Genomic DNA, 15,998 nt, shown 5'->3' with positions numbered 1-15,998 from the left:
AGTATGAGCACTCCTGAAAACACAGTGTGTGATCCGCAATATTATGAGCTTCTTGAGAAGCTCCAGGCGTTGGACTTTGTTCTTGTTGAGCTGAATCTCTTCCTGGATACGCACCCGGATGATCTGCAGTCTATTCAGCAGTTCAATATTTTAACCAGAGAAAGAACCCAGCTCGCCGAACATTTCCAAAGACTGTACGGCCCGCTTCAGAACTTTGGCCGTGCTTATTCCAAATTTCCATGGCAGTGGTCGGAGAGCCCGTGGCCGTGGCAGGTGTAGCACCTGCCTTTCTTTCTGATGCAGAAATTAAGCGGTGCGGCGCAACCGCGCGCAATCACTCATTGCCTTAGGTGATGGGAGTTCAAGCTGAAGGAGGTAATGTGCACCATGTGGGTATACGAGAAGAAATTGCAGTATCCCGTACGGGTCAGCAAGTGTGATCCGCGAATGGCGAAATATCTGCTTGAGCAATACGGTGGAGCGGATGGCGAGCTTTCCGCGGCACTGCGTTATTTGAACCAGCGCTACACGATACCTGATAAGGTCATCGGGCTGCTAAACGATATCGGCACGGAGGAATTTGCACACCTCGAAATGATTGCCACTATGATCTATAAGCTGACCAAGGATGCGACGGTGGAGCAGATGGATGCGCAGGGACTGGGCGAATATTATGTCGCTCATGATCACGCTTTATTTTATCAGAATGCCGCAGGTGTTCCTTGGACAGCTGCCTATATTCAGGCTAAAGGTGATCCGATCGCGGATTTGTACGAGGACATCGCTGCTGAAGAAAAGGCCCGGGCTACATATCAATGGCTGATCGATATGACAGACGACGTCGATTTACAGGATGGATTGAAGTTCCTGAGAGAGCGCGAGATTATCCATTCCCTCCGTTTCCGGGAAGCGGTCGAGATTCTGAAGGATGAACGGGATAAGAAGACGTTTTTCTAACAGTTGAAGTAGGCAAAGGGGCGTATGGTTTGTATTTAGCAAGCCGCCGCCAAAATCAATCATATGGACAGAAACCGCTCCAGGGATGGGTCTCCATTCTATACAGGGCGGTTTCGTATTAATAGGTCAAAGTAATTGCCACGCTTCTAAGCCTTTGGTTTAGCTCGCGTAAGCTATACCGATGGACCAGGAAGAGACGTATCAAACGCAAAACCCACCGCTAAAGGTTGACCGCCTGCGGTGGGTTTTGTGTACAAGTACAGATGAGCCGTGAGGCACTATGTTGTCCAGGGAGAGGGTAGCGCCTCTCCTTATTTCTATTTTTATGTTACCACATCCAAATTATACAGGCGACGTGATTGCTTACCATGATCTATAAGCTGACCAAGGATGCGACAGTCGACCAGATGGGCTTTTGTCTAACATGGGACAACTCATTTCAATTATGCTTTGCACTAAATACCATTTATACCCTATCATAGAGTCAGCTTATATTACTTGCATAAAGGTGGTGGGTGCGGGGGATAACACCTGTGCCTTCCTTGCAGAGAGGGTGAAATCATGAGCCGAACCGTACGGCTGAGCCGGCCGGAAGCGATTATTTTTGACATGGACGGTACCTTGTTCAAGACAGAGTCTTTGGTGGTGCCTGCGTACCATGAGCTGTTCGACCGGCTCCGGGAAGAGGGGCTGTATGAGGGGGAGACCCCACCTGTTGAATTGATGCTCAGTGGTCTGGGTATGGTTATGGATCAGATTTGGGCGAAAGTGCTGCCGGATCATGAGGAGGCTGTCCGCAGAAAAGCAGATGTCTGGTTTCTGGAAAATGAGCTTCGCGGCCTCCAGAGGATAAACACCGAGCTCTATCCCGGGGTAGCTGAGACTTTGGCCAAGCTGAAGCAGGAGGGGGTCCGGCTGTTCGTATCCAGCAATGGGCTTGAGCAGTATGTAAAAGGCGTGGCCGAAGCTCACCAGATCTCTTCATTATTTGAGCATATCTACAGTGCGGGAGAGTACAGGACCGCATCAAAGGTGCATTTGGTGGACCTGCTTCTTCGCAATCACGGGATTTCGAAGGCTTGGATGGTCGGGGACAGGTCCTCGGATGTGGCGGCAGGCAAGGAGAATGGTCTGACCGTTATCGGCTGCGCTTATGCAGGATTCTGCGGAGCCGGGGAGCTGGAGGGCTCAGACCGGATTATCAGCTCATTTCCTGAGCTGCTGGAGCTTTACTTGGGTTCGGTTTAGCAATCGGGAATCGTGCCGGGTGAGATCAAGATCGGATGACAGTCTGACTCATGTGAAAAAGAAAGAAACAAACAGACCTTCGCTATTCAGCGTCGGTCTGTTTGTTGTTCTTTTTACGATAAAGCCACAGCGCATATTCAAGCGGTCTTACGATAGCTTTGCGGTAGGCTTCTGTATCCCCTATAAGCGAGAACACTTCGCGTGCTGGCTTGGGATTAACCTCAAGCACATAGATTCGGCCGCTCTTGTCAATCGCGATATCCAGCGCAAGCTCACAGAGCGCCCCATAGGTTTCTTCCAGGTAAGCCGCAATATCCAGACTGAGCTTCTCAGTCTCACTGCGGATTTCATTGCGCTTCTCCTCAGAGGCAAACCATGATTTCAGCAGCGTGTTCATCGGCACGGCCTTCCCGCCGCCATGGATGTTCGAGGTCACACTTCGCGGGACTCCCACCCGACCGGCCCCGCCGGTCACCTCCCATTCCCCGGAACCGTTCTTCTGTACGAGCATTCGGTAATCATGAACCCGCCCGTTTGGCAGCTTGATCTGTATGCCTTCCTGTACAATGTACCGGCTCTGGGATTTCCAGTTCATGAGAAAAGGGCCAAGTCTGGACAAGTGCAGCTTTTGCGGGGATATAATCCTGCGCTGATGGTTGCGGCCTTGGACCAAGTAATGCTTGGAGCTCATCTGCTCGATACGGAGGATCCCCCGCCCCCCGGTACCGTTAATTGGCTTGATATAAACACAAGGACTTCGTTTGAGAAGGTGGAAGGCGTCACCGGCATGGTGGAAGAGCGCCGTTTCGGGCAGGTAGCTCCGGAATCTTGCCTTCTTCGACAAGACCTGATGAATGACCCACTTGTCCCGGAGAGGCCGGTTTAAAAATTGCAGGTGGCCATAGCGGGCACGGAACTGCCTAAGCTGTTCAAAACGGTGGCTTTTCTGAATGCGGCAGCGGTCGAAGATCAGATTCGGGAATTTGCGCCATTTCCTGGACCATTTCCGGGTCTTGGGATCATATACTTGCGCATGAATCATGCCCTTGCTGTCATTCACATCTGCAGGCGTGAAGACGAAAACGTCCAGCCCGATACGTTCGGCTTCTGTAATCATCCGACCATAGATGCTGCGTTCTTCCAGGTTTTTCTTTTCATCTAAATATAAAGTCAAAATACCTAGAACAGGTTGTGACAAGTGAACTCACCTTCTTCAGATCAGGTTTGCGGAAGTAGCCGTGGCTTCGGGAGCTGATCTGCTCTTCTCGAGAACAAGTGTCGGCTTGCCCGTAGGGCCTTGAATCATCTGTCCGGCCTTCAGTCCGGCGTTGAAACACATCTTAAGACTAGGCACGTTATCCAAGGCCACTCTGCACCGGATTCTGCCCATCTCGGCAAGCTGGGCCTTCAGCAGCCTGGCTCCGATTTGTCTCCCGCGGTATAACGGATGAACCACCACTATACTGGTGTCATCCCCGTATGCAGTGACCAAGGATAGTCCTGCCAGCCTTGGGCCGTCTTCTGTACAGACGGTAGCTATGAACACTGCACACCCCGGCAGCCTCATGGCTGCCGGGGTAAGCTTCTGCAATTTGCGGTAGGCTTCTTGGGTAATACGCCCGGCCCCGTATTTGCGGGTGAAGGCCAGCAGGCTGCTGTGGAGTCTGCTCCATGCCAGGGCCGAATCAGGAATAACTTTAGAAATGTCCATAGTGGTCATCCTCTTAGGCGTTTTTGGATTGTTTAAAGAGATACTGGCTGTATTGAAAAATACGCTCCAGCGACTTGCGCCGGATATGCGGCTCATCAAATTTCATCGGCTTGGCGTTAGCCTCAAAGAACCAGACGCTCCCGTTCATGTCCACGCCGAGATCCAGCGACATCTCGCCCAGATTGTGCCCGGAAGCGCGTTCGATCTGCCGGGCAATCAGCAGGGCATTGGATTTAACCCGGTTCATTAACCCGGGTATGGCTTCCCTGCCGAAGACCAGGGACAGCAGTTCTTCAGGGTCTTCGACGGTTCCACCCTGAGGCACATGGGTGGTAATTCTGCGGCGGCCCGCCTGCCTTGCGCCGATACCTGTAACGAGCCATTGTCCTTTCCCGGTCTTCTGAACCAGCACACGCAGGTCGAACTGGCGCTGGGCATGGGAGACCAGCTCGATCCCCTCCTGCACAATGTATTGGGTCTTTCCCATCTCCATGCTGATCCGTCTCCAGATCGTTTGGAGTGAGGCGGACTTCACCACAGTAATTTTGCGGGGGGACTGAATCGTCAGCTGCAGTGGACTCCGCTCATGGTCCACCAGCCTTAGCTTCATAATTCCTTTGCCGGCCTTGCCGCTCTCCGGTTTAAGGTACAAGCTCGGATAACTCTGAATCATCGAGGCTAGAGCCTTGTATCCGGTCAACCGTTTAGTGGCAGGCACGAAGGATTTGGTGGAAGGTGATTTTTTCAGCCAGGCAAACAGCTCCCATTTGTTGAAATAGAACGGGTTGTAAATATGAATATGAGGATGGGCAAGACATTCTTCAATCTTTCGACGGACCGAAGCTTTCTCTTCCTCCTTGCGGAGGGGGATCCGGTTATAGATCACATCAGGTATAGGGAACCACTGTTCTACCCAATGCTTGGTCTCCGGTACGAACGTATATCCGAGAATCTGGTTCCCGGACAGCTTCAGGTCTTTGGCGGTAACGACAAAGACGGGAATATCGAGTTCCTTGCCCGTCTTGACGATATCGCGGAAATTCTTGCGGTTGCCCCGGAATTGCTTGCGTCCGTCATGAATCGTTAATATGCCGATAACCGGTTTACGTTCATCAAATGACCGGACGCTCATAGAACCTCCCTCCTGCGGAACTTGCTGAGGTATAGGCAGTGTTCCAGGATATGCTCCACGGAGGCCTTGCCCTCCGCGCGCAGGGAAGGATGGCGGAAGATAGAGCGCCCGGGCTTCGCGTTGGCTTCGAACATCCATACCTTCTCGTCTTTATCAATGCCAAAGTCAAATCCGATCTCCCCAATTAAATGCTGATCCCGCCGCTCGATCGCTTCGGCTATCGTAATGGCTGTTCGCTTGGCATTGTTCAGCACCTCTTCGCCTCTTGCCCCGAACACGCGGCTGAGTGCCTGCTGGGGGGTAAGAAGTGAGCCTCCGTTCTTCAGGTGGGTAGTCACACTGCCCTTGCCGGCCTTCTTGGCGCCAATTCCGACAACAACCCACTGGTTCTTCCCGTTCTTATGCATGTGGAAGCGGAAATCAAGCGGGCAGCTGTCGATCTCAATCAGCCGGATTCCCTGCTGGACCACATAGCTGCGCAGCGTCCGGCCGTGTCTGGTCTGCAGTGTCCGCATCAGACTGGCGAACGACCCGAACCGCTGAAGCACATTTCCTTTGGTGCTCCGGTAACGGGCATAATATCCGCGTTTGGGAACATAAGATAACCTGTAGATGCCTTTACCAAGGCTGCCTGCCGAAGGTTTGTAATAGACGAAGGAGTGGCGGTCGAGCATATCCTTAATCTGCTCCGGCGAAGGGTTCATGTGAGACTCGGGAATAAATTCGGCCGCCGCAGGATCGTTCTCCAGCAGCTTGTAGATATCAGATTTATTGAAGAAGCTCCAATTGAAAAAAGGAATCCGCTTGCGGATAAACCGCTCCCTAAGCTGATTGATGGAGCTGGATGTTTCTGCACGCCGGCTCGGCAGGCGGTTATACACCACATCAGGCAGAGGAACCCGTCTGCGGATGAAGCGGTCCGTATCGGTTAGGAAATATCCGTTGACCGTCTCATTCTGCCAGTCAATGTCACGGGGAGTAAAAGCAAAGATATAAGACTGATTGCTGCCCTCCCGAAGCAGCTGCTTGATAAAACCGGTACGGGACCCAAAAGGCTGAACAAGCGATCCAGTGTTGCCGTCCGACAAAATCCCGATCAGCGGGCCGAGCTGGATTTCTTCCTCGTCGAGGTTTCGGAGGAAGACTCCGCCGGTCATAGGTACTTTTATGCCTTTACGTATGCCGGATGCCAGATAGAGGTGATTGCCCTGCTTGCTGATCGGTTTGACCAAAGCAGGAATACGCTCTCCGCCAAGCCTGAGCTTTACGGACTTTTTTCCGGCGAGCTTAAGGCTTTTCATCAGTGCCCCTGAGACGTATACGATCTTTTGGGGCTGCTGGGTGAAATGAACATTACAAAAGGTCATGCTCATGAATTTATCCTCCTAAGTTGCCTGAGCCATAAATAGCGGGCGTATGCAATCGGATTTTCCACCGATTTCCGTGCGCTCTTCTGGTCTCCGATTTGAAAAAAAACCGAACGTCCCGGTTTGGAATTTACCTCGATAATCCACACCTTCCCCTGGCGGTCCACGCCAAAGTCGATGCCGAGCTCCGCAAGCCGGCCGAAGCTGCCCTCAAGCTGGTCGGGAATCTGGCCGGAAAGGCGCCGTATTGTGGAGATGGCTTCTTGAGCCATGGTCTCGCCGAACTCTTGGGTCAAATAGCCGAACGGTTCCAGTGCGGTCCCACCACCATGAAGGTTGGAGGTCAGTGCGTTCTTCTCTCCCTGCCGGACGGCCATGCCGGTAAAGCTCCACCTTCCGGATTCATTCTTCTGTACCAGCACACGGACATCGAAGGGCCTGTCATCAGAGCTGGTCAGTTCCAAGTAGGGCTGCATAATATAGGCTCTGCCCCCGGTGAAGCGATCTACCCAGGCTGCCCCCTCGGCCCGGTCCTCAAAATGCTTATGAATAAGCTTGTTATTCGGGTCCCGGCCAATAAGGGTTAGCCCCCGGCCATCCTCAGCCTGGCGGATATGCAGAGTCATTTTACCGTGGGTGCCGCTGTGAGGCTTGAGGAATGCATGGCCGCCATGGCGCGACAGCCAGTGGATCAGGCTGGCAGTGCCCTTATACCGGACCGTCTCGGGGAGATGCGGGGTGAGGGCAGGTGCCCGCTTTAAGGCCTGATACACATTCCATTTGCCGGATAGCCCTCTGGCCAGATACAGGAATTTGCTCCTGCCCTCCGCAAGGGCAGCCAGCTTCTCCTGCGTGCTCCCCCGGTGGCGGCTGCTCCGGTAGGAGACCCGGTCATAGATGATATCCGGTACCCGAAAGGTGCCCTGGACCCATCCATCCGGAGTGAAACGGTAGCCTTCTATGGTGTGATCCGGGCTTCCAATTCCATCGGAGGTGAATACATACACAGTCATGTCATGACGCGTTCCCGCAAGGGTCAATCTACGGCAGAATAGGCTTTCCCCGATTGGAGGCGATGCGCTCGTGTTTTCAGTCACCATCACTCCCATCAAGGCCCTGGGTGCAGAACTGCTCATGTTCCATTCCTCCTTTATTGACGGGCAAGATAGGCGGCATAGTCAAGCATCCGGGTAACGGATGGACGTATCTTGCCGCCCATCAGCGGGGTATTATCGTTCTTGGATGGCTTGGAGTTAACCTCCAGCAGCCATATTTTACCATTGGTATCCATGGCCAGATCGATCCCCAGCTCCCCGAAGTGGGCCGGAATCTGCTCGTCGATGCCTTGGGCGATATCGAGTGCGGCCTTCTTCAGCCTGATTCCTGCCTTAGCCTTGACGTCAGAGGGCAGGGCCGTTTTGGCAACAGCGTCCTTCACGGTGCTAAGGGTTCCACCTCTTGCCAGGTTGGAGACGAAATGCTGGGTGCCTGCGATGCGTGCGACAATAGAGGTGACGTCCCACTTGCCGAGCCGGTTCTTCTGAACCAAGGCGCGGAAATCCACAGGTCTTCCCGACACCTCAATCAAGGATAGCCCCTGCTGGATTTGATAGCGGGTGGTTTTCATTTTGCCGGATAGGGAGGCGAACAGCTTTGTCAGTGAGTCAAAATTCATTTTTCGGGTGCCCCCCACTTGGGTGGCCACGGTCTGGTAAGTCCCTTCCGGATTCCGGGTGATACGGATGATTCCTTTGCCCAGACTGCCTCTGACTGGCTTGAGGAAGACGACCGCATGACGGGCGCACATGGCCTTGAGCATTGCATAATTGCGGAACTGGTGAGATTCGGGCAGATAGCGGAGCAGAGAGGCGTCCAGCTTTAAGGCGTCGAACACTTCCGTTTTGTCTAGAAACTTCTCATTGAAAAAATGGCTGCCGTAGCGGGATTTTACTTCTTTCATGAAATGCTGTACGCTAGGTTTGTTCTCCAGCTTGCGGGAGGTCAGCCGGTTGTAGAATACATCGGCGGCGGGAAGCTCCACCTGATGCCAGCCGTCACTGTACACCCATCCCTTGACCTGCCCAGGATTCGTACCGATGTGATCCGGCGTGAAGAAATAGACATAGGCTCCCTGCTTAAGACAGGCGCCTACCAGCTCCCGGCAGAACATGGTGATTGGACCAAAGGGTCTTTCAGCGGATGAAGGATCGTGCCGGCTGACAAGCACACCGATCACAGGCCCGAGGCGAAGCAGGGAAGAGCCGGGTTTATAGGACAGATGGAGAGTGGATTTGGAGTAAAGGCCCATCTTGTGCGCCAATCCCTGACTGACCCGAATCCCGCTATACTTGGCGAGAGATACCACCCGTACGTTCTGCTTGAACGATCCGAAGGAAAGCTGAATAGGGAAGTTCGTCGGAATTTTCCACCTTCTGACCATCATTTCCCCGAGGATTATGGTATCTTCGTCCAGCACACCTGGATTCATGATCTTTACCGATATTTTTTTGGAGGACATGAAGTGGATCTCCTTCCAACCGCAGGCTATGGAATGACCGGATGAAGCTGTGGTTCATTCCATCAGGGTAGATACAATTTTGCCGGATGAATGCCGCTTGCGGCCGTCATCCAGCCCTTGAAGCAGGATATCTGCGGAATGCATGTAATTCACTATATGAGGACATATATACCTTGGTGATTGACCCGCTTCCTGCTGGACAGATTATTTTGCAGCACAAATCATGACAATGAATCAGGAGGAACAACAGATGAACATTTACGATAAGGCCCACGATTTGGCAAAAGCCATGAAGGACAGCCCGGAGGTACAGGAAATCATGGCTGCCGTAAAGCTAATTGATGCCGATCCGCAGAGCAAAGGGATGCTGGATAATTTCCGCACCCGTCAGAATGAGCTTCAGCAGCGGATGATGTCCGGGGACATGCCTTCACCGGAAGAGATGGAGCAGATGGAGAAGCAGTTCGAGGTGCTCAGCCTTAACCTGAACATCCGCCGGTTGTTTGAAGCGGAACAGCGCCTTAGCGTGATTATTCAGGATGTGAACAAAATCATCGCCGACAGTCTTCAGCATTTGTACGGCCATTCTGAATAAGAGGCATGCTAATCGGCTGATTCATATTTTTTTTGTGCTTGTCTCATAATTGGAACATCTCCTTCATAGAGTAGAAATATAGATTAAGAGAGTGAAGGAGATGTTTGAATGATGGCGAAGCCAAGCAAGTGGAAGCACATTATTTATTTGGTGATTGCGCTGGGGATGCTCGTGTATGCCCTGCCCATGATCTCATTCTCGCCCGGAGCGGGCTGGGTGTCCGCATTTGGCATGGTATGGGCAGCTTTTGCCTTTCTGGTCATAGGAGCCCATCTGCATTTCATTCTCGGTGTGGACGCCGAGAAGCAGCGGGCGCTTGAACAGGTCCGCAGGGCGAAGCTGAATGAATGGCAGCGGAAATGGGCGGCGCGGAATGAAGAGCGCCCAAGCTCATAAGCTTTGGCTGCGGAATAACGGAGGGACGGTGCCTTGAAGGTACCGTCTTTTTTATGCTGTGGCAGGCAGATAGACTTAAGCCGTGTGTATTTTGCCGTTCAGAGATGTATAATAGATACAGAATAGTACAGATTTGATCGGAGGGTATAACAGTTGGAAGGCCATGAGGAATCCATAAGCAAGCATGAGCAGCTTCTTCAGCATATTGAAAGTCTTCAGATTGGTACAAAAATCTCGGTGCGCAAGCTGGCGAAGCACCTGGGAGTAAGTGAAGGCACCGCCTACCGGGCAGTGAAGGAAGCGGAGAACCTGGGCATTGTCATTACCAAAGAACGCATAGGTACAGTCCGGGTGGAGAAGAAGCCGCGAAATATTTCCGAACAGCTTACCTTTGGGGAGGTTGTGGACATCGTGGAAGGCCATGTGCTTGGCGGTGCTGAAGAAGGCCTTCAGAAGACGCTGCACAAATATGTTATCGGAGCAATGAAAATTGATGCGATGGCCCGTTATATTGACGCGGGAAGTCTTCTTATCGTCGGCAACCGGGAAGACGCTCACTTCCTGGCGCTGGAGCAGGGGGCGGGAGTTCTGATTACCGGTGGATTCGGGACAAGCCGTGAGGTGAAACAGCTCGCCGACAAGCTGAGCTTGCCGATTATCTCTTCCAGGCATGATACGTTCACCGTAGCATCCATGATCAACCGCGCGATCTTCGACCGCCTGATCAAGAAGAAAATTATGCTGGTGGAGGATATTGTCCCTTCCCGGGTTAAGGTGAACACCTTGAAGGTCAGCAGCAATGTGTCAGACTTCGAGAAGCTGGCTGAAGAGACGGGTTATCAGCGTTTTCCAGTTGTGGATGAGTGGAACAGGGTCATCGGGATTATCAGCCGTAAGGATGTGGAGGATATTCCAGGAGATTCTAGCATTGAGAAGCTGCTCACCCGTCACCCGATTACGGCAGGCATGCAGACTTCCCTGGCTTCAGCCGCACAGATTATGATGTGGGAAGGAATAGATTTCCTGCCGATTGTGGATCGCAACCGCAAGCTGATCTCCTCGGTCACGCGCAAGGAGGTTCTGCAGGCGATGCGGGACGCCCGCAATCAGCCTCAACTGGGAGAAACCTTTGAGCATCTGATGTGGAACGGGTTCGCGGAGGAGCGGGGAGAAGACGGCAGGCTGTTCTTCCACGGGATGATCACACCGCAAATGTCAACCAACCTGGGGACGATTTCAGAAGGAGTGTTGACCGCCCTGATGAGCCAGGCCGGTCTTAGCGCCGCCAAGGATGTGAGCGGCAATGATCATATTGTGGATAATATGACCACATATTTCGTGCGCCCGGTCCAAATTGAGAATCCGGTGGTCATCTCTCCGGTCGTACTGGAGATAAGCCGCCGCGCATGCAAACTGGAAATCGCCATGACCCATCAAGACAGTCTGGTTGCTAAAGCGGTGATGACGCTCCAGTCTATAGATCATGCGTAAGCTTCTTAAGGCTGTCTGCGTGAATAGAAACCGATATTGCGCAGACCGGCAAAGATATTAAAGGCTCCAAGCACCATAAACAAGGCCCCGATGATTACCCGGATCGTTGATCCGCTGAACATGAACATCTGGATAATGGCAAGCACGATCAGCATCACGCCCATGCTTACATTCATCTTGGCCGCGTACAGGCCGCGTGCGGCAGGATCGGTAGACCGGCGGGAGCGCAGGCTGAAATAGACCGAGCCCACACATGCGATAATGAGTATAGCGTACAGAACATATTCAATCGTTTGAATCATGTACAAGAGCAGCTCCTTTGTAAATGAACAGTCTGAACTGATTGTACCATGAAAGATCAGCTCCGGACATACGGTTTCACCTCAATCCAAATCTGCAGGACGCCTTCACTGACGAGCATGGTCTTGATCTGTACGGAGAATTCCTTCTCACGAACGATATAGATTTTGCGGTTAAGAAAGGTTCGGGCCATCTTGGCATCGGTATCGATTTCAAACATGCTCCGTCCCCGCAGAACCTGCAGCTCCTCCTGCAGCTTCTGCACGATTTCCTTGGAAGCCACGGCGTCCAGGGTGTGCTCGCTCTCTTCCACGCGGATTTTGATGGACTTGATAATGGTCTGGCGCTTGCTGAACTTTTTCATGGTCTTCATCTCGTCGAGCGCCTGGTTCAGTTCGATCTGCAGATCCTTGTTCTCAATCCACAGCTGATTGTAGCTTAGGTGGAAGATCCCGTTGTATATGACTGCGCCTATAACCATTCCCAATATAAATATCCCTGTGAATTGGGCAAAGATGCGGACACGGTTCCTTGGATTTCCGGTCTCCATTCAGTTCTTCCCCCCGCCGCAGACCCACTTGACCAGCTCTGAGCCAAGGTGGGCCCCGATGAAAGCAAACAACAGAAACAAGATTTGTTTGATCACCGGCGACAGGTTGCCGTCAAAAAAGTTGCTCTCAATCACCCTCATCGGATCAATGGTTCCCCCAATGGCCGCCGCAAGCGCCCATATTTTGATCCGGTCTGAGACATCCAGCATCGTCTGAGTTGGCGGCTGAAGGGAGACAACGGCACCGATCCCGCCCAGCAGAGATCCTCCCAGCACGATGCCAAACGCAATGAAGAAATCAAGCAGAGCCTTGCTGATAAATGTGCTCATGCTTACCCTCCTTTTCTATTGTGGTCCACTCCAAATCCAATCGCTGCCTTGTTTTCGCTTGTCCCGGTTCTCCTATACCATTGTATGGGCGCTTTTGAATGGTCTATGATAAAATATTTGTTAAGCATCACATTATTTTTTTGAAGATTACCGCCCTCAAGTGACGGAGGAAGGAAGCTGCTTATGGACAACTTTGTTCACCTGCATGTGCACAGCGAATATAGTCTGCTGGACGGGGCAGCCAGGCTGGAAGATCTGGTCAAGACGGCAGCGGGCTTCGGGATGAAAGCACTTGCGCTTACGGATCATGGGGTGATGTACGGGGCAATCCCTTTTTATAAATTATGTCTGGCCCATGGGATCAAGCCGATCCTGGGCTGTGAGGCTTATTTCACGGCAGGTTCACGCAAGGAGAGAGGCAGCCGCAAGGATCAGCCGATCTATCATTTGATTCTACTTGCGAAGAATATGACCGGCTACAAGAACTTGATGAAGCTGATTTCTATGGGACATCTGGAGGGTTTTCATTATAAGCCTAGGATTGACTGGGAAATCTTAGAGAAATACAGCGAAGGCATTATCGCGCTAAGTGCCTGTCTTGGCGGTGAGATTCCACAGCACTTGCTGAACGGCAGAAATGAGGAAGCCAAGCGGGCCGCCATACGCTTTAAGTCAGTGTTTGGAGAAGACTTCTACCTTGAGCTTCAGGATCATGGGCTGCCTGAGCAGAAGAAGGTCAATCCGCTGCTGGTTCAGCTGGCCGAGGAAACAGGGATCAGTCTGGTGGCCACAAACGATGTGCATTATCTGGAGCAGCAGGACGCCGAGGTTCAGGATGTGCTGATCTGTATCGGTACGGGGAAAACGGTGGACGACGAAGAACGGCTGAAGATCCCGACCAGCCAGCTCTATTTGAAAAATCAGCAGGAAATGCACAGCCTGTTCCCCCACATTCCAGAGGCTATCCGCAATACTTGCGTGATTGCGGATAAGTGTGAGCTTGAGCTCGAATTCGGCCGGCATATTCTGCCTGCCTACCGTCCCATCCCGGAAGGCAAGACAGCGTCCGGGTATCTGGCTGAGCTCTGCCGGGAGGGGCTGGAGGCGCGCTACAAGGCGACCCCGCGGTGGACTGATGCGGAGCGCAGATCGGAACTGGAGCAGCGTCTTGAGTACGAGCTCGGCGTCATTGAGCGAATGGGCTTCTCTGATTATTTCCTGATTGTGTGGGATTTCATTGCCTACGCGCACCGGAAGGGGATCGCAACCGGACCGGGCCGGGGTTCGTCCGCCGGAAGTCTGGTTGCTTACGTCCTGCGGATTACGGATGTTGATCCGATGAAATACAATCTGCTCTTTGAACGCTTTCTTAATCCCGAGCGGGTTACGATGCCTGATATTGATATCGACTTCAGTGACGAGCGCCGGGATGAGGTCATCGCTTATGTCGTTGACAAATATGGGGCCGGGCATGTGGCCCAGATTATCACCTTTGGCACCATGGCTGCCCGTGCAGCCGTCAGGGACGTTGGACGGGTTCTTAATGTTCCGTTCGGGGAGGTGGACAAGGTGGCCAAGCTGATTCCCGGGATAAGTATCCGCCGGGCGCTGGAGTCAAGCCCCGATCTGAAAGCCTTGTATGAATCCCAGCAGCGTACGCGAAATTTGCTGGATATGGCGAAGAAGGTCGAAGGCATGCCGCGTCATGCCTCAACCCATGCGGCAGGTGTCGTCATTTCACGCGATCCTTTGACAGACGCCGTCCCGCTTCAGGAAGGGAGCGAGACAACGGCACTGACCCAATATTCCATGGAGAGCCTCGAATCTATCGGTCTGCTCAAGATGGATTTCCTGGGCCTTAGAACCTTGTCCATTATTGAGCGGTGTCTGCGGTGGATTCAGGAGGAGACGGGGGAGAAGCTGGATTTCCACCGGATTTCAGACGAGGACCCTGCAACCTATGAACTGCTTGGGCGCGGGGAGACAACCGGTGTATTCCAGCTTGAATCTGCCGGTATGCGGCGTGTGCTGCGGGACCTGAAACCGTCGGAATTCGAAGATATTATTTCTGTGCTCGCCCTCTACCGGCCGGGTCCGATGGAGTTCATTCCGAAATATATTGCGGGCAAGCACGGGGACGAGAAGGTCAGCTATCCACATCCTGATCTTGAGCCTTATCTGTCCGATACCTACGGCATCATCGTTTACCAAGAGCAGATTATGAAGATTGCTTCATCCATGGCCGGCTTCTCACTGGGGGAGTCGGATCTGCTTCGGCGGGCGGTGTCCAAGAAGAAGCGCGAGGTGCTGGATGAGCAGCGGGAGCATTTTGTAAAGGGCAGCCTCGCTCAGGGATACTCCGCTGAGGATGCGAACGCCGTTTATGATATGATCGTCCGGTTCGCAGACTACGGCTTCCCCCGTGCCCATGCAGCGGCTTATGGGGTGCTTGCCTTCCAGACGGCTTATCTGAAGGCGCATTATCCAGTGCATTTCATGGCTTCCATGCTTACGGCCGTGATGGGCAGCCACCGCAAGGTGGCGGAATATATTGTCGAATGCCGCAGAATGGACATCAAGGTGCTGCCGCCTGATGTGAATCACAGCGGGGTGCTGTTTACCCCGCAGGCCTCAGACGAAGCGGGTTCACCCGGTGTAATCCGGTTTGGCCTGGCAGCGATCAAGAATGTGGGCACCCAGGCGATGGAGAGCATCCTTCGTGTCCGCAAGGAGCAGCCGTTCGACAGCCTGCTTGATTTCTGCCGCAGGGTGGATCTGCGGGTGTGCAACAAGCGCGTCATTGAGTCTTTAATCCAGGGAGGGGCCTTCGATTCCCTGCCAGGTCACCGGGCCCAGCTGCTCGCAATGCTGGATGAGACGGTGGAAGCGGCCTTAAAGTGGCGGAAAGAGCGGGACGACCTGCAAATTCAGCTGTTTGACTTCGTGGAGACGCCGAACTGGAATATCGAGTACCCGGATATTCCAAAGTTCACTGCGGTTCAGCAGCTGGATTTTGAACGCGAGCTTCTCGGGCTTTACCTGTCCGGACATCCCCTGGATGATTACGATCATCTTCTGGATGCGGACGGGATCGACCGGCTCATGGATCTGGCCGAAGCGCCGGATGAGAGCGGCACGGTTGTGGCCGGAATGGTGGTGTCCCTGAAGACGATCACAACCAAGCAGGGCAAGGCGATGGCCTTCATGGAACTGGAGGACCAGATCGAGCGCTGCGAGGTGGTCTTGTTCCCTGAGGTGTGGAACAAGAGCCGCGCGCTGATCGAGAAGGGCGCGCTGCTCGCGCTGCGCGCCACGGTGCAGCAGCAGGATGAGGGCTTCAAGCTGCTCGCAGGCGAGGTCGCCCCGCTAAGCGAGCAGGCCCTCCTGCAGCTGCGGCGCAGCC

At 53.2% G+C, this 15,998-nt stretch carries 16 protein-coding genes; 7 read left to right on the top strand and 9 right to left on the bottom strand.

Going from position 1 to position 15,998, the window contains the following annotated elements:
* Window positions 1-3 precede the first annotated feature (3 nt).
* The 3 genes from BN6628_RS18985 to BN6628_RS18975 all read left to right on the top strand — a co-directional run bounded on the left by BN6628_RS18985 (window position 4) and on the right by BN6628_RS18975 (window position 2,205).
* Window positions 4-279 (top strand): spore coat protein CotJB, encoded by a 276-nt coding sequence (locus BN6628_RS18985; protein ID WP_068619932.1) that lies wholly within the window; start codon window positions 4-6, stop codon window positions 277-279.
* Between the two features lie 108 nt (window positions 280-387).
* Entirely contained in the window at window positions 388-957 is a 570-nt protein-coding gene (locus BN6628_RS18980; RefSeq protein WP_068619931.1) for a manganese catalase family protein, read from the top strand.
* A gap of 561 nt (window positions 958-1,518) precedes the next feature.
* Window positions 1,519-2,205: an HAD family hydrolase gene (locus BN6628_RS18975; RefSeq protein WP_068619930.1), complete on the top strand. Its 687-nt coding sequence runs from the start codon at window positions 1,519-1,521 to the stop codon at window positions 2,203-2,205.
* Window positions 2,206-2,287: 82 nt separating this feature from the next.
* On the opposite strand, the gene BN6628_RS18970 is transcribed toward BN6628_RS18975, so the two are convergent.
* From BN6628_RS18970 to BN6628_RS18945, 6 genes are read right to left on the bottom strand one after another with little or no spacing between them, the layout of a single operon-like run.
* Entirely contained in the window at window positions 2,288-3,403 is a 1,116-nt protein-coding gene (locus tag BN6628_RS18970; RefSeq protein WP_068619929.1) for a YheC/YheD family endospore coat-associated protein, read from the bottom strand.
* 15 nt (window positions 3,404-3,418) lie between these two features.
* Window positions 3,419-3,916 (bottom strand): GNAT family N-acetyltransferase, encoded by a 498-nt coding sequence (locus tag BN6628_RS18965; RefSeq protein WP_068619928.1) that lies wholly within the window; start codon window positions 3,914-3,916, stop codon window positions 3,419-3,421.
* 13 nt (window positions 3,917-3,929) lie between these two features.
* Window positions 3,930-5,048, bottom strand: coding sequence for a YheC/YheD family endospore coat-associated protein (locus BN6628_RS18960; protein WP_068619927.1), 1,119 nt, complete (start codon window positions 5,046-5,048; stop codon window positions 3,930-3,932).
* A complete protein-coding gene (locus tag BN6628_RS18955) occupies window positions 5,045-6,421 on the bottom strand; it encodes a YheC/YheD family endospore coat-associated protein (protein WP_068619926.1) in 1,377 nt (458 codons plus the stop codon). Before BN6628_RS18955 ends, BN6628_RS18960 begins: the two co-directional genes overlap by 4 nt.
* Window positions 6,418-7,551 (bottom strand): YheC/YheD family endospore coat-associated protein, encoded by a 1,134-nt coding sequence (locus tag BN6628_RS18950; RefSeq protein WP_068619925.1) that lies wholly within the window; start codon window positions 7,549-7,551, stop codon window positions 6,418-6,420. Before BN6628_RS18950 ends, BN6628_RS18955 begins: the two co-directional genes overlap by 4 nt.
* Before the next feature lie 14 nt (window positions 7,552-7,565).
* Entirely contained in the window at window positions 7,566-8,933 is a 1,368-nt protein-coding gene (locus BN6628_RS18945; protein WP_068619924.1) for a YheC/YheD family endospore coat-associated protein, read from the bottom strand.
* Window positions 8,934-9,183: 250 nt separating this feature from the next.
* Here BN6628_RS18945 and BN6628_RS18940 point away from each other — a divergent pair, with 250 nt between their 5' ends.
* The 3 genes from BN6628_RS18940 (at window position 9,184) to BN6628_RS18930 (ending at window position 11,415) form a co-directional block, all read left to right on the top strand.
* A complete protein-coding gene (locus tag BN6628_RS18940; protein WP_068619923.1) occupies window positions 9,184-9,528 on the top strand; it encodes a YlbF/YmcA family competence regulator in 345 nt (114 codons plus the stop codon).
* Window positions 9,529-9,636: 108 nt separating this feature from the next.
* Window positions 9,637-9,924, top strand: a complete 288-nt coding sequence (locus BN6628_RS18935) for a hypothetical protein (RefSeq protein ID WP_068619922.1) — start codon at window positions 9,637-9,639, stop codon at window positions 9,922-9,924.
* Window positions 9,925-10,077: 153 nt separating this feature from the next.
* Window positions 10,078-11,415, top strand: coding sequence for a DRTGG domain-containing protein (locus tag BN6628_RS18930; protein ID WP_068619921.1), 1,338 nt, complete (start codon window positions 10,078-10,080; stop codon window positions 11,413-11,415).
* Window positions 11,416-11,420: 5 nt separating this feature from the next.
* On the opposite strand, the gene BN6628_RS18925 is transcribed toward BN6628_RS18930, so the two are convergent.
* From BN6628_RS18925 to BN6628_RS18915, 3 genes are read right to left on the bottom strand one after another with little or no spacing between them, the layout of a single operon-like run.
* Window positions 11,421-11,717 carry a YtpI family protein gene (locus BN6628_RS18925; protein WP_068619920.1) on the bottom strand — a complete coding sequence of 99 codons (297 nt, stop codon included), beginning with the start codon at window positions 11,715-11,717 and terminating at the stop codon, window positions 11,421-11,423.
* 56 nt (window positions 11,718-11,773) lie between these two features.
* Window positions 11,774-12,265, bottom strand: a complete 492-nt coding sequence (locus BN6628_RS18920; RefSeq protein WP_068619919.1) for a sporulation membrane protein YtrI — start codon at window positions 12,263-12,265, stop codon at window positions 11,774-11,776.
* Entirely contained in the window at window positions 12,266-12,595 is a 330-nt protein-coding gene (locus BN6628_RS18915) for a YtrH family sporulation protein (RefSeq protein ID WP_068619918.1), read from the bottom strand. It abuts the gene before it with no gap.
* Between the two features lie 183 nt (window positions 12,596-12,778).
* On the opposite strand from BN6628_RS18915, the gene BN6628_RS18910 reads away from it, so the two are divergent.
* Window positions 12,779-15,998 (top strand): DNA polymerase III subunit alpha (locus BN6628_RS18910; RefSeq protein ID WP_068619917.1); only part of this gene is annotated, 3,220 nt, incomplete at its 3' end.

The organism is Paenibacillus tuaregi, from assembly GCF_900086655.1.
Lineage (GTDB): Bacteria > Bacillota > Bacilli > Paenibacillales > Paenibacillaceae > Fontibacillus > Fontibacillus tuaregi.
The sequence above is the reverse complement of the archived record's forward strand: the minus strand, read 5'-3'. Positions and strand labels throughout refer to the sequence as shown.